This window comes from Caldimonas sp. KR1-144, assembly GCF_049446155.1.
GTDB lineage: Bacteria > Pseudomonadota > Gammaproteobacteria > Burkholderiales > Burkholderiaceae_C > Rivibacter.
The window spans coordinates 256730-275678 of record NZ_JBMSEE010000007.1 but is presented as its reverse complement, the minus strand read 5'-3'; the positions used below and the strand labels follow the sequence as shown (position 1 = coordinate 275678).

At 72.7% G+C, this 18949-nt stretch carries 18 protein-coding genes; 15 read left to right on the top strand and 3 right to left on the bottom strand.

The genetic code is table 11. From position 1 onward, the window contains the following. Positions 1-39 precede the first annotated feature (39 nt). Positions 40-696 (bottom strand): response regulator, encoded by a 657-nt coding sequence (locus tag ACO2TI_RS17545; protein WP_423286333.1) that lies wholly within the window; start codon positions 694-696, stop codon positions 40-42. Beyond that, a complete protein-coding gene (locus ACO2TI_RS17540) occupies positions 693-2126 on the bottom strand; it encodes a sensor histidine kinase (protein ID WP_423286331.1) in 1434 nt (477 codons plus the stop codon). Before ACO2TI_RS17540 ends, ACO2TI_RS17545 begins: the two co-directional genes overlap by 4 nt. Positions 2127-2405: 279 nt before the next feature. On the opposite strand from ACO2TI_RS17540, the gene ACO2TI_RS17535 reads away from it, so the two are divergent. From ACO2TI_RS17535 to fae, 8 genes are all read left to right on the top strand, one after another. Beyond that, entirely contained in the window at positions 2406-4691 is a 2286-nt protein-coding gene (locus tag ACO2TI_RS17535; protein ID WP_423286329.1) for a TonB-dependent receptor, read from the top strand. 171 nt (positions 4692-4862) lie between these two features. Next, on the top strand, positions 4863-5945 hold the full coding sequence (locus tag ACO2TI_RS17530; RefSeq protein WP_423286327.1) for a beta-ribofuranosylaminobenzene 5'-phosphate synthase family protein: 1083 nt from the start codon (positions 4863-4865) through the stop codon (positions 5943-5945). A gap of 48 nt (positions 5946-5993) precedes the next feature. After that, positions 5994-6899, top strand: coding sequence for an NAD(P)-dependent methylenetetrahydromethanopterin dehydrogenase (locus ACO2TI_RS17525; protein ID WP_423286324.1), 906 nt, complete (start codon positions 5994-5996; stop codon positions 6897-6899). A 25-nt stretch (positions 6900-6924) separates the two neighbouring features. Next, positions 6925-8094 carry an ATP-grasp domain-containing protein gene (locus ACO2TI_RS17520; RefSeq protein WP_423286322.1) on the top strand — a complete coding sequence of 390 codons (1170 nt, stop codon included), beginning with the start codon at positions 6925-6927 and terminating at the stop codon, positions 8092-8094. Continuing rightward, entirely contained in the window at positions 8091-9077 is a 987-nt protein-coding gene (mch, locus tag ACO2TI_RS17515; protein ID WP_423286320.1) for a methenyltetrahydromethanopterin cyclohydrolase, read from the top strand. Before ACO2TI_RS17520 ends, mch begins: the two co-directional genes overlap by 4 nt. 70 nt (positions 9078-9147) lie before the next feature. Then, a complete protein-coding gene (locus tag ACO2TI_RS17510) occupies positions 9148-10101 on the top strand; it encodes an ATP-grasp domain-containing protein (protein ID WP_423286318.1) in 954 nt (317 codons plus the stop codon). Continuing rightward, positions 10094-10945 (top strand): triphosphoribosyl-dephospho-CoA synthase, encoded by an 852-nt coding sequence (locus ACO2TI_RS17505; RefSeq protein WP_423286316.1) that lies wholly within the window; start codon positions 10094-10096, stop codon positions 10943-10945. Before ACO2TI_RS17510 ends, ACO2TI_RS17505 begins: the two co-directional genes overlap by 8 nt. 79 nt (positions 10946-11024) lie before the next feature. Then, positions 11025-11534 carry a formaldehyde-activating enzyme gene (fae, locus tag ACO2TI_RS17500; RefSeq protein WP_423286313.1) on the top strand — a complete coding sequence of 170 codons (510 nt, stop codon included), beginning with the start codon at positions 11025-11027 and terminating at the stop codon, positions 11532-11534. A gap of 257 nt (positions 11535-11791) precedes the next feature. Here fae and ACO2TI_RS17495 read toward each other — a convergent pair whose 3' ends face one another. After that, the gene (locus tag ACO2TI_RS17495; RefSeq protein WP_423286311.1) at positions 11792-12274 is read right to left on the bottom strand and encodes a dihydroneopterin aldolase; all 483 of its coding nucleotides are present in this window, start codon (positions 12272-12274) and stop codon (positions 11792-11794) included. A 237-nt stretch (positions 12275-12511) separates the two neighbouring features. Here ACO2TI_RS17495 and ACO2TI_RS17490 point away from each other — a divergent pair, with 237 nt between their 5' ends. From ACO2TI_RS17490 to ACO2TI_RS17460, 7 genes are all read left to right on the top strand, one after another. Further along, a complete protein-coding gene (locus ACO2TI_RS17490) occupies positions 12512-14578 on the top strand; it encodes a sigma-54-dependent Fis family transcriptional regulator (protein ID WP_423286309.1) in 2067 nt (688 codons plus the stop codon). Positions 14579-14774: 196 nt separating this feature from the next. Then, the gene (locus ACO2TI_RS17485) at positions 14775-15356 is read left to right on the top strand and encodes a flavoprotein (protein WP_423286403.1); all 582 of its coding nucleotides are present in this window, start codon (positions 14775-14777) and stop codon (positions 15354-15356) included. Further along, positions 15335-16732 carry a DUF6513 domain-containing protein gene (locus tag ACO2TI_RS17480; RefSeq protein ID WP_423286307.1) on the top strand — a complete coding sequence of 466 codons (1398 nt, stop codon included), beginning with the start codon at positions 15335-15337 and terminating at the stop codon, positions 16730-16732. Before ACO2TI_RS17485 ends, ACO2TI_RS17480 begins: the two co-directional genes overlap by 22 nt. 5 nt (positions 16733-16737) lie before the next feature. Further along, positions 16738-17325 carry a DUF447 domain-containing protein gene (locus tag ACO2TI_RS17475; RefSeq protein ID WP_423286400.1) on the top strand — a complete coding sequence of 196 codons (588 nt, stop codon included), beginning with the start codon at positions 16738-16740 and terminating at the stop codon, positions 17323-17325. Further along, on the top strand, positions 17322-18062 hold the full coding sequence (locus tag ACO2TI_RS17470) for a (5-formylfuran-3-yl)methyl phosphate synthase (RefSeq protein ID WP_423286305.1): 741 nt from the start codon (positions 17322-17324) through the stop codon (positions 18060-18062). Before ACO2TI_RS17475 ends, ACO2TI_RS17470 begins: the two co-directional genes overlap by 4 nt. Before the next feature lie 63 nt (positions 18063-18125). Further along, the gene (locus ACO2TI_RS17465) at positions 18126-18515 is read left to right on the top strand and encodes a DUF4440 domain-containing protein (protein WP_423286303.1); all 390 of its coding nucleotides are present in this window, start codon (positions 18126-18128) and stop codon (positions 18513-18515) included. Further along, the gene (locus ACO2TI_RS17460; protein WP_423286301.1) at positions 18512-18925 is read left to right on the top strand and encodes an NUDIX hydrolase; all 414 of its coding nucleotides are present in this window, start codon (positions 18512-18514) and stop codon (positions 18923-18925) included. Before ACO2TI_RS17465 ends, ACO2TI_RS17460 begins: the two co-directional genes overlap by 4 nt. Positions 18926-18949: the final 24 nt, after the last annotated feature.

Here is an 18949-nt window from a genome sequence, read left to right as displayed (position 1 = left end):
CGGCCAGGCGCAACGGGGCGACCTTGGTGCCTTGCGCCGCTACAGCCCCCGCAGCCCGTGCACCTGCGCATAACGCAGCAGCTCCACCGCCGTCGCGATGCCCAGCTTCTGCCGCACCAGCGTCTGGTAGTTCGCCACCGTCTTGCCCGACAACCGCAGCAGCGCCGCGATGTCCTCGACGCTGCGCCCGGCGATCAGGTGCTGCAGCACCTCGAACTCGCGCGGGGAGAGCCGCTCGTGCGGCGCGCCGTCGTGCACGGCGGCGTCGAACTCGGCCGGCCAGGCGGCCTCGCCGCGCAGCGCCCGGCGCAGCGCGTCGATCAGCACCGCCGGCTCGCTGGCCTTGGTGACGAAGCCGACCGCCCCGGCCTCGCGGCACTGGCGCATCATCGCCACGCTGTCGTGCATGGTGAACACCAGCACGCGCAAGCCCGGCGCGCGCTGGCCGAGGCGGCGCAGCATCTCCAGGCCGCTGCGACCGGGCATCGAGAGGTCGAGCACCAGCAGGTCGGCCGGACAGGGCTCGACCTGCGCCAGCGCCACGTAGGCCGACTCGGCATCGGCGAACTCGGCCACGACATCGATGTCGGGCTCGAGCTCGAGCAGGCGGCGGTAGCCCGCGCGCACGACGGCGTGATCGTCGGCGAGCGCCACGCGATGGCGCGCGCGGGCCGGACTCGCGAACGCGGGCATCATCGCGCGACCTCCGCGCCCGCCGCGAGCGGCAGCGTCGCTTCGAGACCGAGCCCGCGCCCGTCGAGGCCGGGGCCGAAGCGCAGTTCGCCGCCCAGCGACCAGATGCGCTCCTGCAGGCTCGCAAGGCCGGTGCCCTGGCGCATCGCCGAGATATCGGCCAGGCCGATGCCGTCGTCGCGCACCGACCAGCGCAGCCGCGGCGATGCAGCACCCGCTGCGTCCTCGAGCGTGAGCGCCAGTCGCACGCGCCGCGCCTGCGCGTGGCGTGCGGCATTGGTCAGCGCTTCCTGGCTCGCGCGGTAGAGCGCCAGCACCAGTGCGCGCGGCAGGCGCGGCGCGGCTTCGTCATTCTCCGTCGGCCAAGGCAGCACGCTGCCGTCCGCGGCCCGCCTTTGCATCGCGAGATCGAGCGCGAGGCCGCGGTCGGCCGCCGGCGAACCGCTGCGCGACAGCGACTCGAGCAGCTCCGCCAGCCGCGCCGGCGCCTCGCCGCGGCCGTCGTCGGCCAGCGGCAGCGGGCGCAGGCGCGCGAGCAGCGCGCGGATGTCGTCATGGATCAGCCGGCATTGCGCGCTCATGCCCTCGATCACCGACGCGGCCTCGGCATCGTGCGCGTTGCGCCGCGCCAGCCAGGCGGCGTCGGCGCGCAGCGCGGTCAGGCGCTGGCCGAACTCGTCGTGCAGCTCGCGCGCGAGCCGCGTGCGCTCGTCTTCCTGCAGGCTGAACACCTGCTGCGCGAGCACGCGGCGCGCGGCCTGCGCTTCGTCGAGCGAGGCGGCGAGCCGGCGCAGCGCCTGCGCGATGGCCTCGAGCTCGCGCACCGGCATTGCCGGCAGCGCGGCAATGGCCCGCGGCGCATCGCGCGCCGGATCGCCGAGTGCGCCGATCGCCGCCAGCAGCCGCGCCAGCGGCGCGAACGAGTGCGCCAGCGACCAGCGCATCACCGCCAGCAGGCCCGCGCAGCCGAGCAGCAGCACCCCGAACATCGCCAGCCAGTTCGACAAGGCCTCGCGCTGCTCGCGGTCGGACGAGGCCACCAGCGCGAGCTGCCAGCGCGTGCCGTCGGGCCGCGCGACGCTCCACTCGACGCGCTGCGAGGGGGGCGGCGGGAACAGGCGCTGGTTGAGCGCCAGCGCCGCGCGCATCGGCCAGGCGTCGGCCGGCGGCGCCGGCGCGGCGAGGCGTTCGCGGCCTTGCGCGTCGCGCACTTCGAGATGCAGGTGGCGCGCATCGCGCGCGGGCTGCAAGGCCGCCACGCGGGCCAGGGCCTCGTCGTCGGTCAGCGTCGAGAGCCCGGACAGCAGCGCGGTGAGCCGCGCGCCGGCCACTGCATCGGCGAGCTCGTCGCGCATGTCCTGCTGCGCGCGCTGAAGGCCCAGCAGCAAGGCGAGCACGAGGCACAGCAGCGCCAGCGCGCCGGCGCGCCGCATCACCAGGCCCGGCAGCGCCAGTGGCGCTGCTGGGGTGGGCGCCGAGGCCGGCGCCGATGCATCGGGAGCGATTCCCGAAGACGGCGGCCCGGCCGTTGCTCTCAGATAGGCGTCTGTTCCGTTCACGACACAACGACTCGAAGCAGGAGACACACGATGGCCCGAAGGGCAACACGCCGACGCGAAGCGCCGGTGCGCAAGGCAGCGATGATCACCGCAGGCGCCGCGATCGCGGCGTGTCGTCGCGGCACACCGACCCTAGGGCTTCCCCGCACTGCCGTGGCCGCCGCGCTGGCCGTGCTTTGTGCCGGCGCTGCCGCGCAGGGCACCGCGGCGGTGCCGACCGCCCAGTTGCCCGGTGTCGAGGTCATCGGTACCAGCCCGCTGCCCGGCCAGGGCATCGACCGCGACCTGCTGCCCTACGCGACGCAGCTGATCCGGCGCGAACGCATCGACCAGGCGCAGTCCGTCAACCTGAGCGACTTCATGAACCGCCGCGTGGCCGGCGTGCAGCTCAACGACATCCAGGGCAGCCCGTTCCAGGGCGACCTGACCTACCGCGGCTTTCGCGCGTCGCCGCTGATCGGCGCCGGCCAGGGTCTCTCCGTCTACCTCGACGGCGTGCGCATCAACGAGCCCTTCGGCGACGTCATCAATTTCGACCTCGTGCCCGAATTCGCGGTCCGCACGATCTCGCTGGTGCCGGGCGCGAACCCGGCCTTCGGCCTCAATTCGCTCGGCGGCGCGCTGGCCTATTCCACCCATGACGGCCGCAGCGCGCCGGGCCTGCAAGGCGAGATCGGCGCCGGCAGCTTCGGGCGCAAGCGCGTCGACCTGAGCTACGGCGTGGCCGACGACAGCGGCTGGCATGCCTATGTCGCCGCGACGGCCTTCGACGAACACGGCTGGCGCGACCACTCCGAGGGCGACCTGCAGCACTTCTTCGGCAAGCTCGGCCACGACGACGGCAGCACCGCGTGGAGCCTGGGCCTGCTGCTCGGGCGCAGCGACCTGGTCGGCAATGGCCTGCTGCCGGGCTACGGCATCGAAGACGGCGAGCTCTCGCGCGACCTCTATTTCCATCGCCGCGAGTCGGTCTACACCTACCCCGACCGCACCGAGAACCGGCTCGACCAGCTCGCCTTCAACCTGCACCAGACGCTGGACGCGAGCAGCACGCTCTCGGCCCTGGCCTACGTGCGGCGCACCGGGCGCGACACCGTCAACGGCGACGAGGCCGACACCGACGACGACAACACGGGCGGCGAAGGCAACCCCGAACCCAGCGGGACCAATGCCGCGTTCAACACCACGCGCACGCGCCAGACCGGCTACGGCGCGGGCATCAGCTATGCGCGCAACAGCGGGGCGCACCAGTGGCAGCTCGGCGCCACCGTCGACGCGAGCCGCGTGCGCTACCGCCAGCTCGAGCAGGAAGGCTTCTTCACGCCCGACCGCGGCGTCGTGCCGGCCGAAGGCGAGCCGGTCGAGCTGGCCGCCGATGTCGAGGGCCGCTCGACCAGCGTCGGCGTCTACGCGACCGACACCTGGCAAGTCGCCTCTCGCACGCACCTGACCGGCACGCTGCGCTACAACCGCTCGCGCGTGAGCAACCAGCTCACCACGCGCGACGACGACAGCGGCCAGATCGAGGACAAGCCGCGCGAACGGTTCAGCTACACCAGCCTCAACCCGGCGCTGGGCGTCGCGCACCGGCTCGAAGGCGGACCGACGCTGTTCGCCAACGTCGCGCGCAACACGCGCGTGCCCACCGTGATCGAGCTCGGCTGCGCCGACCCCGAAGAGCCGTGCCGCCTGCCCGCCGGCCTGCAGGCCGACCCCTACCTGGAGCAGGTCAAGTCGACCACCGTCGAGGCCGGCATGCGCTGGCCGATCGCGCCCGGCATGCGGCTCAACGTCGAGGCCTTTCGCACCGACAACCGCGACGACATCCTGTTTCGCAGCGTCAGCGTCAACGGCCAGCTCGGCTACTTCGCCAACTTCCCGAAGACGCGCCACCAGGGCGTGGACAGCGAATTCAGCGCCACGCTCGGCGCGCTTGAGCTCGGTGTCGGCTACAGCTTCCTCGACGCGACCTACCAGGCCCATGGCGTGCTGCGCCAGGGCGAGCGCAACGTGACGATCACGCCCGGCACGCGCATCGCGGGGCTGCCGCGCCATTCGCTCAAGCTCGCGGCGGACTGGCGCGTGGCCGCGGGCGTCACGCTCGGCGCCGACGCGCAGCTCTACTCGAGCCGCACGGTCTCGGGCAACGAGGACGGCCTGCTCGAGGACCCCGTGGACGGCGAGCAGCCCGAGGCGCACCGGCTCAAGGTGCCCGGCTACGGCCTGCTCCACCTGCGCGCGAACTGGAAGCCGAACAAGACCTGGGAGCTGTACGCCAACGTCAACAACGTGTTCGACCGCCGCTACGAGACCTTCGGCGCGCTGGCCGAGACGATGTTCAGCCCGACGGGGGCCTACACCGGGCAGGAGCGCGATGCGCTGTTCGTCGCGCCGGGAGCGGGGCGGTCGTTCTATGTGGGCTTGCGGATGAAGTTCTGACGGCCCCCGCCCCGCAACGCAGGCGGCGTTGCGCAATCGGCGCAGCCTGCGCTGTCCGCGGCACAGCGCAAGTCCGGGCGCCATCGCGGCGCGCAAGGAATAGCATCGAGCGGCACGCGGGGAATGCGCCTTGCTAACTTCGGGGCACGACCCGCGACTGCGCCGACCGACATGACCCCCGCCCTGCCCGCCTTCCTCGCGACCACCGAAGCCCTGCAGGTCGAGGTGCGCGCTCCAGCACGGCTGCACCTGGGCTTTCTCGATCCGAGCGCGACGCTTGGGCGCCGCTTCGGCAGCCTGGGGTTGGTGATCGACGGGCCGTCGACCGTCGTGCGCCTGGCCTGGCGTGGCAGCGGTACCGACGACGTCGGCGCCGCGCCCGGCGCGCAGCATGAGGTCGTGCGCGCCGCGCGCCACCTGCGCCGGCTGCGCGAAGCCTTGCCGCCGCTGCGCCACGGCGCGCTGCAGCTGCAGCTGCTGTCGGCGCTGCCCGCGCATGCCGGTCTCGGCTCCGGCACGCAGCTGGCGCTGGCGATCGGGCGCGCCTACGCGCGGCTGATGGGCCACGAGACCGCCGGCATCGCCAGCGCCGAACTCGCCCATCTGCTCGGCCGCGGCCTGCGCTCGGGCATCGGCATCGCCGGCTTCGACCAGGGCGGGCTGCTGCTCGACGGCGGCCCGGGGCCCGACGGGCGGCCCGCGCCGCTGCTGTCGCGCATCGCCCTGCCGTCCGCCTGGCGCGTGATCCTCGTGCGCGATCCGCGGGCCGCGGGCCTGTCGGGCGAGGCCGAGAAGGCCGCGCTGGCGCGGCTTTCGCCCTTTGCCGCCGAGCGCGCCGCCGCGCTGTGCCACGAGGTGCTGATGCGCGTGCTGCCCGGCGCGGCCGACGGCGACTTCGAGTCCTTTGCGCTCGGCCTGGGCACGGTGCAGCGCCTGCTCGGCGAGCACTTCGCGCCGGCCCAGCCGCACGGCGCCTTCACCAGCGCAGGCGTCGCGCGCCTGCTGGGCTGGATCGACGCCCACGCGGCGCAGCTCGCCGGCACGCCGGTGGCCATCGGCCAGAGTTCGTGGGGCCCGACCGGCTTTGCCTTCGTGCCCGATGCGGCGCGCGGCGAGGCGCTGATCGCCGCGGCGCGCGCGGCGGGCGTGCTCGACGCCGCGCTGCAGGTCGAGCTCGTGCGCGCGCGTTCGCAAGGCGCGCAGGTGCTGGCCGACGCCTCGGTGCCGGCCGGCCGCATCGCGGCCGCCGCCTGAGGCGGCGCGCTCTTTCGCCCTTCTCCTTCGATCCTTCAGCCGCCGACCATGGAACGTCCCTACATCCTCCACATGCTCACGCCCGGCAAGCAGATGAGCCCGTTCGACATCAACATGGCGGCCGATGCCGGCTGGCAGCTGGTGCCCACCTACACCGACGTGACGCTCGAGTCGGTGATGGGCCTGACGCAGGACGCGATCTTCTCGCGCGGCCCCAAGGGTGTCGCGCGCACCGGCCTGTTCATCGGCGGGCGCGACGTGCTGCTGGCGGCCGACATGCTCGAGCGCGCCAAGGCTTCGATGGTCAAGCCCTTCGTCGTCTCGGCGATGGCCGACCCGAGCGGCTCCTACACCACCGCCGCGGCAATGGTGGCCTGCGTCGAGGCCAAGCTGAAGGCGCGCGGCGAGTCGCTCAAGGGCCAGCGCGTGACCATCCTCGGCGGCACCGGCACCGTGGGCCGCATCGCCGGCGTGCTGGCGGCCAGGGAAGGCGCACTGGTCGTGCTGTCGAGCCGCCACGGCATCGATGTCGCCGAGGAAGCCGCCAAGGAAACCGGCAAGCGCTTCGACGCCACGCTGCACGGCGTCTCTGGCGGCGACCGCGAGGCGGTGCGCCGCTCGATCGCCGAGGCCGACGTCGTGCTCGCGACCGCCGCGGCCGGCGTGCAGGTGGTCTCGGCCGAGGACCTGGGCTTCGCGAAGCAGCTCAAGGTCGCGGCCGACGTCAACGCGGTGCCGCCGGAAGGCATCGCCGGCGTCGGCGTGATGGACGACGGCAAGCCGCTGGCCGGCACGCAGGCCGTGTGCATCGGCGCCTTGGCGGTCGGCAACGTGAAGTACCAGACCCAGCACCGCCTGCTCGTGCGCATGCGCGAGACCGACAAGCCGGTGATGCTGAGCTTCGACGCGGCGTTCGAGGTCGCGCGCGGCGTGCTCGCCGAGGCCAAGGGCTGAGCCGGGCACCGGCAGCCGCGCGGCCATGGCCACGCCCACGCTGATCGTCGCCGGCATCTCCGCGCGCCTGATGGCCGAGGCCGCGGCGCGCGACGGCTATCGCGTGATCGCGCTCGACGCCTTCGGCGACCTCGACACACGCCGCGCCAGCGCGGCCTGGCTGTCGATCGCGCGGCCGGATGCACTGTCGATCGACGGCTCGCTGCTGCTGCAGACGCTGGCCGCTCGCGCACGCGAGCGCGGCGTGATCGGCTGGGTGGCCGGCAGCGGCTTCGACCATGCGCCGCTGTGGCTCGAACAGGCCGCCGAGCGCCTGCCGCTGCTCGGCACGGCGCCGGCGGCGCTGCGCGCGCTGCGCGATCCGCTGAAGTGGTTCCCGCTGCTCGCGCGCCTGGGCCTGGCGCATCCGCCGACGCGCTTCGAGCTGCCCGCCGAGGGCGTGGACCGCAGCGGCTGGCTGGTCAAGGACTTGCACGCCAGCGGCGGCTGGTCGGTGCGGCCGGCCGAAGGCGCGACGCGCCTGGCCGACAGCGAATGCGTGCAGCGCGAGCTGCTGCACGCGACGCCGATCTCGGCGCTGTTCGTCGCCGACGGCCAGCGCGCGGTGCTGGTCGGCTGCCAGCGCCAGCTCGTCACCACGGTCGGCGCGCTGCGCCACGTCTATGCCGGCGTGATCGGCCCGATCGTGCTGGCGCCGCGCGTGCTCGCGGCGATCGAGCGCGCGCTCGCGCAGCTGGTGCCGGCCACGCAGGTGCGCGGCCTCGCGAGCCTCGACCTGCTGGTGACCGACGAGGCGGACGAGCAGCCGATCCGGGTGCTCGAGCTCAACGCGCGCCCACCCGGCAGCCTGGCGCTCTACCCGCACTGCCCGCTGATGCGTGCGCATGTCGACGCCTGCCGCGGCGAGCTGCCGAGCGCGGCGATGCTGCGCGAGGGCAGCGCGCGCGGCGGCGGTGCCGAGCTGCGCGGCCTCGAGATCGTCTATGCGCGCCGCCGCGTGCGGATCGGCACGCGCGCCGCGCAAGACCTTGCCGCGCGCGACGACGCGCACGACCTGCCCGCGGCCGGCCAGAGCTTCGACGCCGGCCAGCCGATCGCCAGCCTCAGCGCGCGCGGCGACGACGTTGGCGCGGTGCGCGCCGCGCTCGCGCGATCGCGCGAGGCACTGCTTGCCGACCTGGAGAATCCCGAATGACCTCGCCCCTCGCGGACATCAGCGTCAACGCGCTCGCCGCACCCCTGCTCGACGACCTGCTGGCGCGCGCCGCCGCCTTGCGCGTGGGCGTCGCGCGCGACGCGCGCGGCGTGACGATCGTCGATGCCGGCATCGAGTCGCCCGGCGGCATCGAGGCCGGGCTCGCGGTCGCGCGCATCTGCATGGGCGGGCTCGGGCAGGTGAGCTTGCGCCATGACGCCGCCAGCGGCTGGCCGACCTGGATCGACGTTGCCAGCTCGCAGCCGGTGCTCGCCTGCCTGGCCAGCCAGTACGCCGGCTGGAGCCTGGCGGCCAGCAAGGAGGAGACCGGCGGCAAGAAGTTCTTCGCGCTCGGCTCGGGCCCGGCGCGCGCGCTGGCCGGCAAGGAAGCGCTGTTCGGCGAGCTCGGCTACCGCGACCGCTGCGAGCGCGGCGTGATCGTGCTCGAGGTCGACCGCGCGCCGCCGGACGTGGTGATCGACAAGCTGCTGCACGACTGCGCGCTCGCGCCCGAACGGCTGGCCATCGTGCTGACGCCCACGCGCAGCGCCGCCGGCACGACGCAGATCGTCGCGCGCGTGCTCGAGACCGCGCTGCACCAGGCGCACGAGCTGCACTTCCCGCTGCACCAGATCGTCGACGGCACGGCCAGCGCGCCGCTGCCGCCGCCGGCCGCCGACGGCGTGCAGGCGATGGGCCGCACCAACGACGCCATCCTCTACGGCGGCCGCGTCCACCTGACGGTGGATGCCGACGACGAGCACGCGCGCCGGCTTGCCGGCACACTCTCGTGCACCAACTCGCGCGACTACGGCCGCGGCTTCGCCGAGACCTTTGCCGCGGCGAACTACGACTTCTACAAGATCGATCCCGCGCTGTTCGCGCCGGCCGAGGTGTGGGTCTCCAACCTGCGCACCGGCCTCACGCATCACGGCGGACACACGGACCTGGAGCTGCTCAAGCGCCAATGGATGAGCCAATGAGATCCACCCGGGCCGCAGCACCGGGCCGCCCCAAGCAAGGCCCGCCCCTATCGGCAAGCGGGGAGCCGACATGACCCGCGTCGCGATCTTCACCGACGAGATCGGCTGGCACACGCGCCAGTTGCAGGCCGCGCTGCGCGCGCGCGGCGCGCAGGGCCGCTGCGTCGACCTGGCCGACTGCCGCATCGACCTCACGGCCGGCTGGCACGGCCTGGCCATCCCCGGCTTCGGCGGCGCGCTGCCCGATGCAGCGCTGGTGCGCGGCATCGCCGGCGGCAGCTTCGAGCAGGTCACCAAGCGACTCGGCATCCTGCACGCGCTGCGCGAGCTGGGCGTGCCGGTCTACAACGATGCGCGCGCGATCGAGCGCAGCGTCGACAAGTCGATGACCAGCGCGCTGCTGCACGCGCAAGGCGTGCCGACGCCGGCGGCCTGGGCGATCGAGTCGCAGGCCGAGGCCGAGCGGCTGGTGATGCGCGAAAGCGCCGCCGGCCGCGCGCTGGTGCTCAAGCCCTTGTTCGGCTCGCAGGGCAAGGGCCTGGTGCGCGTGGGCTGCGTCGACGGCGAGCACATGCCGCTGCCGCCGCTGTCCGGCTTCGGCCAGCTCGCCTACCTGCAGCGCTACGTCGCACCGCTGCACCACGTCGCCGGCAAGGACGCCAGCAGCCACGACTGGCGCGTGCTGGTGATCGGCGGCACGGCACGCGCGGCGATGCAGCGCGTCAGCACGCACTGGATCCACAACGTCGCGCAAGGCGCGAAGGTCGTGCGCGCGATGCTCACGCCCGAGCTCGCGCACGTGGCGCAGCGCGCCGCGCAGGCGCTGGGCATGGACTATGCCGGCGTCGACCTGATCCCCACCGCCAGCGAGCCGCAGGTGCTCGAGGTCAACGGCGTCGCGGCCTGGCAGGGCCTGCAGCGCGTGACCGACTTCAATCTCGCGCAGGCCATCGTCGACGACCTGCTTGAGCGGCGCCTGGGCGGCGCCACCGCGCAGGCCGAACAAGGTGCGCGACGTGCGTGAGCGCATCGCCGCCGCCTTCGAACTTGCCTGCACCCTCGACGTCGCGGTGCGCAAGCCGGGCAACGTGAGCCTGGTCTCGCCGGGCCACGGCATGCGCGCGCAGCAGTTCGTCGACAGCGCGCACGCCGCGCGCGACGCGATCACGCTCGACGGCGCCTCGGTCGGCGAGCGCATCGAGGTCGGCGTGTGGGCCACGCAGGCGGTCGCCGGCTGCAACACCAACCTGGGCATCTTGCTGCTGGCCGCGCCGATCGCGATGGCCGCCGAGGTCGGACGCGACCTGCGCACCGCGCTCGCGGCCGTGTTCGCGGCGCTGACGCTCGACGATGCCGAGCGCACCTTTCGCGCAATCACGGTGGCCAACCCCGGCGGGCTCGGCCACAGCAGCGAGGCCGACGTGCGCGCGCCCGCGACGATGACGCTGCGCCAGGCGATGCAGCTGGCCGCGCACCGCGACCGCATCGCGCGGCAGTACGCCGAGGGCGGCGCCGAGCTGTTCGACCTCGGTCTCGCCGCATGGGACCGCCATGGCCGCTGGGACGACCCGGCGCCCGGCGTGCAGGCGGTCTACCTGGCCTGGCTCTCCAGCGAAGCCGATTCACACATTGTTCGACGCCAGGGCGCGCCGGCGGCACAGGCTGTCACCGCCGAAGCGGCCGTCTGGGCCCGCCGCGCCGAGGCCGGCGAGCACCTCGATGCCGATCCCGCCTTCGCCGCCTGGGACCAGTCCCTCAAGCGCCAGGGCTTGAACCCCGGCACCAGTGCCGACCTCACCGTGGCAACCCTGATGCTGGCCGCCTTGCTCGACGATCGGGCCTTCGCTGGCATGGAACGTGATAACTGATCGGTTGCTGGGTCTTTCGTCCCGGCGCTCTAGAGCCCGAAGTACCAATCCCTAAAACCCCAACCGGAGACTGAATGCCATGGCAAAGATCGATCGCATGCTGGTCGGCGAGTCGCTGGTCGGTGACGGCAATGAAGTTGCCCACATCGACCTGATCATCGGCCCGCGCGGCAGCCCCGCGGAATCGGCGTTCGCCAACGCGCTGACGAACAACAAGGACGGCTTCACGTCGCTGTTGGCCGTCGTCGCGCCGAACCTGCTGACCAAGCCCAACACGGTGATGTTCAACAAGGTCACCATCAAGGGCGCCAAGCAGGCCGTGCAGATGTTCGGCCCGGCCCAGCGCGGCGTCGCAATGGCGGTGGCCGACAGCGTCGAGGACGGCACCATCCCGGCCGACGAGGCCGACAACCTGTTCATCTGCGTCGGCGTCTTCATCCACTGGCTGGCCGAAGACGACAAGAAGATCCAGGAGTTCAACTACAAGGCCGTGCGCGAGTCGATCCAGCGCGCGGTCCGTGGCGAACCCTCGGCGCGCGACGTCGTCGCCAAGAAGGGCAGCGTCGCCCACCCGTTCCAGGCGAAGTAAGGACCAAGGGGCGGTCCCTCGCCGAGGCGCGCAAGCGCCGAGGTACGTTCCACCCGCCCCCGTCGTTCCCAGCGCGCCTCTCCTTGTGCGTAGCACCGGAAAAAGCGCCCCTCGGGGCGCTTTTTCCGTTCTTGCATGGGTGCAATGAACGCCCGAGTGGCTCTTGACCAAGAGCTTGCGCGGATCCGGCTACGCCGGTCCGCAGCAAGGGTCCCCTCGGGGGGCAGCGCCGCGGCGTAGCCGCAAGCGTGGGGGCTCTATTTCGGAACGTGGCCGGCGCCGATGAGCGAGAGCACTGCGGCGCCCTTGTGGGTCAGGCGCTCGTGTGGATCGCGGCGGCGCTCGATCACCACGCCAACCGCCTCCACGTCATCGAACTTGCGCGGCTTGGCCACCGCGACGCGCACCCAGTGGGCGCCGAACTCGTCGAGCAGGATGTCGGCCACCGATTCTGCGAAGGCCTCGAGCAGCTGCAGGCGATGCTCCTGCAGGTGGCGATGCAGCCGCGTGCGCACGACGCTGTAGTCGATCGTGTCGGCGATGCTGTCGGTGTCGCAGGCGCGCGGGCGCGGCACGCCGGCCACCACGTCTATGCGCAGCGGCTGCGTGTCGTGCAGCTCGTCGTGGTGGATGCCGATCACCGTGTGTCCGGTGAAACCCTCGATGAAGACCAGATCGAGCGGCTCGGCAGCGCTCGCGACGGGCGCTTGCGCAAGAACTTGCAGGGGGTAGGCGGTCACGGGGTCTCCTGGCGGCGCAGTCGGGATTATCGGCAAGGCAGCAAATCACGGGCCAACGCATGGCCTCGGGGCGCGGGCCGCGCGGGCACGCGAATTGCGCTCCGGTCGCCGGCAGGATGGCGGGCCCTCGGGGTTTCCCCCTGCGCGTGATCGAACAGAGCGCGAGAATGCGCATCCCAGACGGCTCGCAGTCCTGCCGGGGCTGACGTGGCCGCATCCGCCCACCGCGGAGGAGACATGAGCCTGACGTTGACGCCCACCGACCACCGCCACGCGCACCGCGTGCTGGAAGTCGTCGAGCATGGAAATGCTGTCGGAACCGCGGCCGAGACGAGCGACCTCGTCGCCCGCTCCTGGCAGCGCTGCCTGCAGGAACACCACCTGCATCCCGACCGCCCGCGCAAGCCGCCGGTGATCGGCAAGGCCGCGCTCGACGAACGCTGCCTGCGCCTGGCCGACCTGATCGACTGCGCGCGCTACGAGATGACGACGCTGTACCAGCAGCTCGCCGATCCCGAGTCGGCCGTGGTGCTGACCGACACCGACGGCGTGATCATGCACATGGTCTCGTCGCCCGAATTCGCCGAGGAAGTGGCGCCGCTGGGCTTTCACGTCGGCGCGGTGTGGAGCGAGGCCGAGGCCGGCACCAACGGCATGGGCACCTGCCTCGCGGCGGCCGGCCCGGTCGCGGTGCGGCGCGAGGACCACTTCTTCACCCAGTTCACCTCGCTGACCTGCTCGGCCGTGCCGGTGCACGACGCCAGCGGGCGCATGTGCGCGGTGCTCGACGTCACCAGCCGCTCGGGCCTGCAGCAGCAGCACCTGCTGGTGCTGCTGGGCATGACCGCGCAGATGATCGAGAACCGCCTGCTCGACCTGCGCTACCGCGATGCCCACCCGGTGCACTTCCACTCGCGCCCGGAGTTCGTCTACACGCTGCACGAGGGCAAGCTCGCCGTCGCGGCCGACGGCCACATCCTCGCGGGCAATCGCAGCGCGCTGATGCAGCTGGGCTTTCGCAGCGTCGAGGAGCTGCGCCTGAAGCGCGTCGAGGACATCTTCCAGACCTCGCTCGAGAACCTGCTCGATCGCAGCAGCCGCAGCGCCTACCACCCGGTGGTGACGTATCGCGCGGCCAATGCGGCGAACCGCTTCTTCGCGGTGGCGCGCCGTCCGGCCGCCGACGCGGCGAGCGAGCGCAACCTGCGGCCCTCGCCCGCCGCCCAGCGTTCGCGCGGCGCGACGGTCGACGCGGTCGACGCCGCGATCAGCTCGCCGCCGGCGGTGGCCGCGCGCGAGAACGTGGGCTTCGGCGATCCGCGCCTGGCCGAGCAGTTCCTGCGCGCCACGCGCGCGATCGCACGCGAGATCCCGGTGCTGCTGCACGGCGAAACCGGCGCGGGCAAGGAGGTCTTCGCGCGCGCGCTGCACGCCAAGAGTCCGAACGCCGCCGGCGCCTTCGTCGCGGTCAACTGCGCGAGCCTGCCCGAGAGCCTGATCGAGAGCGAGCTGTTCGGCTACCGCGCCGGCGCCTTCACCGGCGCGCAGCGCACCGGCCGGCGCGGCAAGATCCTGCAGGCCGACCGCGGCACGCTGTTCCTCGACGAGATCGGCGACATGCCGCTCGAGCTGCAGGCGCGACTGCTGCGCGTGCTCGACGAGCGCCAGGTCACGCCGCTGGGCAGCGAGGACGTGGTCTCGGTGCAGTTCCAGCTCGTCAGCGCCAGCCACCGCGATCTGGGCGCGTTGGTGCAGGCCGGGCGCTTTCGCGAAGACCTCTACTACCGCCTGTGCGGCTACACCGTCGCGCTGCCCTCGCTGCGCGAGCGCAGCGACAAGCGCGAGCTGATCCTCGGCCTGCTCGCGGCCGAGGCGGGCGCGCAGGCGACGCTGTCGCCGGCCGCGCTGGCGCGCCTGATGCAGCACGCCTGGCCCGGCAACGTGCGCCAGCTGCGCCATGTGCTGCGCACCGCGGTGGCGCTGGCCGACGGCGACCGCATCGACGTCGCCCACCTGCCGGCGCTGAGCCCCGACGGCGCCGTCGCGGGCACGCCGATGGCGCTGCCCGCGCCGACGGTGATGGCCGCCGAGCCCGAAGCCGCCAACGACGAGGCGCCCGACGAGACCGCGGCCGCGACCGCCGGGCTCAACCTCATCCAAGCCAATGAACGCGAAGTGCTGCTGCGCCTGCTGCAAGATCAACGCTGGAACGTGAGCAACGTCGCCAAGGCGCTCCATGTCAGCCGAAACACCCTCTACCGCAAGCTCCACAAGCTCCACATCCCGCTCTCGCACCAGCGATAGCGGCTCCCTCTCCCGCCCGGGCGCCGGTGAAGCCGGCTCCCTCTCCCGCATGCGGGAGAGGGCTGGGGTGAGGGCAACGCGCGACGCCGCGACGCACCCCTCATCCCCACCCTCTCCCCGCCAGCGGGGCGAGCGTGCGGACAGCACCCGCGCGACCGCCGCGCACGACGCGGCGCAGGATGACGACGTTCCCGCCATCGCTGCCAAGCGCCGCTCGCGCTTCGCCTGGTGCGTCACCGGTTCCGGCCACTATCTCGACGAATCGCTCGAGATCGCGCGGCGCCTGCCCGACGTGGACCTGTTCCTGTCGGCCGCGGCCAACGAGGTGCTGCCGTTGTATGGCCATCGGATCGAGCAGCTGCGCGAGCGCTTTCGCGTCTTTCGCGACAACAGCGCCAGCTCGGTGCCGGTGGGCTCGCTCTACGACGACATCTACCACACGGTGGTGGTCGCGCCGGCCACCAGCAACACGGTCGCCAAGTGCGCCTACGGCTTCAGCGACACGCTGCCGACCAACATGTTCGCGCAGGCCGGCAAGCTGGGCATCCCGGGCATCGTGTTCGCGTGCGACACCGAGCCGGTGGTCGTGACGCGCGCGCCGCAGACCTCGCACGAGGAGTGGCTCACGCTGCGCCCGCGCCGGCTCGAGCTCGACAACGTCGAGCGATTGCGCGCGATCGACTTCTGCCAGGTCGTGACCACGCCCGACGAGCTGGTCGCCGCTCTGGGCGCGAGACTTGCGGCGTTGAAGCTCGCATGGAACACATCCTCTTCCTGACCGGCCGATTGGCCGAGCCCGCGCTCAGGCGCGTGCTCGCGGGCATCGAGCCGCCGGCCTTCAGCTGGGAGGTGCGCGAGATCGGGCTGCAGGTCGCCGCGCTGATGACGACCGACATGGTCAAGCGCCGCGTCGCCGCGCCGGTGCAGGCCGACCGCATCATCCTGCCCGGCCGCGCGCGCGGCGACGTCGATGCGCTCACGGCCCACTACGGCATCCCGGTTCAGCGCGGCCCCGAGGAGCTCAAGGACCTGCCGCGCTTCTTCAGCCGCGAGGCGCAGCCGGTGGACCTGAGCCGCTGGCGCACGAGGATCTTCGCCGAGATCGTCGACGCGCCGCGGCTCGACGTGGCCGCCACCGTCGAGCGCGCCCGCGCCTTGAAGGCCGACGGCGCCGACGTGATCGACCTCGGCGGCCTGCCGGCCACGCCCTTTGCGCATCTGGAAGACGCGGTGCGCGCGCTCAAGGCCGAAGGCTTCACGGTCAGCGTCGACTCGCTCGATGTCGACGAACTGCGCCGCGGCGGCCAAGCCGGCGCCGACTACCTGCTCAGCCTCACGGTCGACACGCTGTGGCTGGCCGACGAGGTGGCCTCGACGCCGGTGCTGATCCCGCGCACGCCGCAAGACGAAGCCTCGCTCGATGCGGCCATTGCCGCGATGCGCGCCAAGGGCCGGCCCTTCATGGCCGACCCCATCCTCGACCCGCTGCCGTTCGGCTTTCTCGCCTCGCTCGCGCGCTACCACCGGCTGCGCGAGCGCGAGCCCGAGGTCGAGATCCTGGTCGGCGTGGGCAACATCACCGAGCTGACCGAGGCCGACACCAGCGGCATCAACGCGTTGATGCTGGGCATCTGCGCCGAGCTCGATGCCGCGGCCATCCTCACCACGCAGGTCAGCCAGCACGCGCGCCGCGCCGTGCGCGAGGCCGACTGGGCGCGGCGCATCATGCACGCGGCCGCCAGCACGCACAGCCTGCCCAAGGGCCTGAGCGACGCGCTGATGACGGTGCACGCCAAGCAGCCCTTTCCCGACACGCCCGAAGAGATCGCGGCCACCGCGGCGCAGGTGCGCGACCCGAACTTCCGCGTCCAGATCTCGCCGGCGGGCCTGCATGTCTACAACCGCGACGGCATGCGCATCGAGCGCGACCCGTTCGCGCTGTGGCCGCAGCTCGGGCTCGAGGACGACGCGGCGCACGCCTTCTACATGGGCGTGGAGCTGGCGCGCGCCGAAGTCGCGTGGCAGCTCGGCAAGCGCTACGCGCAGGACCAGCCGCTCGACTGGGGCGCGGCCGTCGAGCGCGCGCCCGACGATGCGAACGAGCAATGCGCGCCGGGCACCACCCTCACGCACAACAAGAAGAACGCCGCATGAACGAGATGATCTACGAAACCGTGGTGACCACGGTCGATCGCGAAGGCCGCGCCCACGTCGCGCCGTTCGGCGTGCGCTACCGCGGCCGCGAGGTCGTGCTGATGCCGTTCAAGCCCAGCGCGACGCTCGACAACATCCGCGCCAGCGGCCACGCGGTGCTCAACCTGACCACCGACGTGCGCGTGTTCGCCGGCGCGGTCTGCGCGCGCTGGCTGGGCCCGCGCGAATGGCCGCTGGTCCCGACGTCCGCGGTGCCCGGCATGAGGCTCGCCAACGCGCTGGCCCACAGCGAGCTGGAACTGGTGCACGACGACGACCACGCCGAGCGGCCGACGCTGCGCTTCGCGCGCGTGCGCGACGAGACCCATGCGCCCTTCGCCGGCTTCAACCGCGCGCAGGCCGCGGTGATCGAGGGCGCGGTGCTGGTCAGCCGGCTGCACATGCTGCCGCGCGAGAAGGTCGACGGCGAGGTCGAGTACCTGCGCATCGCGATCGACAAGACCGCCGGCGACGCGGAGCGCGAGGCCTGGGGCTGGTTGATGGCCGCGGTGCGCCAGCAGCGCGAGGCCGCCGCTGCGAAGGGATCCTCATGAGCGGCCTGGCGAACATCCGCGTGCTCGTCAGCGTGCGCGACGAAACCGAAGCGCTGGCCGCAGCCGCGGCCGGGGTCGCGCTGATCGATCTCAAGGAGCCGAACGACGGTGCACTCGGTGCGCTGCCGATCGCGCGCATCCATGCCGTCGTGCGCGCCGTGAAGCGCGCCGGCTCGCCAGCGCGCATCAGCGCCACCGTCGGCGACCTGCGGCTCGACGATGCGGCCGCGATGGCCGCCCTGCCCCGGCGCATCGCCGCCACGGCGGCCTGCGGCGTCGACTGGGTCAAGGTGGGTGTCGACGCGTCGACCGGCTCGCCGGCGCAGGCGACGGCGCTGCTGGACCTGCTGGCCTCGCAGCCCACGCCCGTCGTGCCGGTCTTCATCGCCGACGGCGGCGTCGCGAACGGGCTGCTCGACCACGCGGCGCGGCACCGCTTCCCCGCGTGGATGCTGGACACGTCCGACAAGTCGCGCTCGCTGCTCGAGCGGCACGACGACGCGACGCTCGCGCGCTTCATCGCCCGCGCGCACCGCACCGGCGCCAGGGCCGGCCTGGCCGGCTCGCTGCGCCTGGCCGACTGGCCACGCATCGCCGCGCTGGCGCCGGACGTGGCCGGCTTTCGCGGCGCGGTCTGCGCCGGGGATCGGCGGCAAGGGCTCGATGCCGCGCGGCTGGCGGCCCTGTTGAGCACGGCGCGGGTCGGCAAGGCCGCGGCCATTGCCACCATTTCGTAAGCGGGTTCGGGCGGGGCCCGGCCGGGCCGAGAATGCCGAGACCTCGGTGAGCTTGATCTGCTGATGAACCTGTCCGCTTCCGACGCACTCGCGCGCCAGCTGATCGCACTGGAGCTCGCACTGCAATCGCCCGCCGTGCGGCGTTCACCGCAGCGTGTGGGCGACCTGATCCATTCGGACTTCACCGAGTTCGGCCGCTCCGGCACGTGCTACGACCGTGCGCAGATCCTTTCGCGCATGGCGTGCGAGGACACGGGCGCCGGCAGCATCGAGTCGTCCGGATATGCGGTGAGGAAGCTCGGGGCCGATGTCGCCTTGCTGACCTACCGGTCGGTCCGGCGCCGTCCCGACGGCGGCATCGAACGCGAGACGCTCAGATCGTCGATCTGGCAGCTCGGCCCGTCGGGCTGGCAGCTGGTGTTCCACCAAGGCACGCCCCTCGGCGATCGATGACGCCCGGCAAAGCCTGCCCCATCGTGCTGCGCAACGCGAGCGCGCACACCGAGCTCCTCGCCTTTCGCCACCCGCTCGCAGGGTTGCAGCTCGTCAAGGGCAGCATCGAGCCCGGCGAAAGTCCCGCCCACGCTGCCTTGCGCGAGCTGTGCGAGGAGTCCGGCCTCGTCGCCACGCATGTCTCGCGCGACTTGGGCCCGTGGGCCAGCGGCTTTGACGGTCAGGTGTGGTCGTTCCAGCGCTGCGAAGTGTCCGACCCGTTGGCCGATCGCTGGTCCCACCGCACGCTCGACGGCGGCGGCCTCGTGTTCGAGTTCTTCTGGCATCCGCTGCATGCCGAACCCGATGCCGCGTGGCACGAGGTCTATCGGCGCGCCATCGCGGCCGTGCGCCATCGACTGGCCGCTTGACCCGCCGCGCAAGGCCCGACAGCA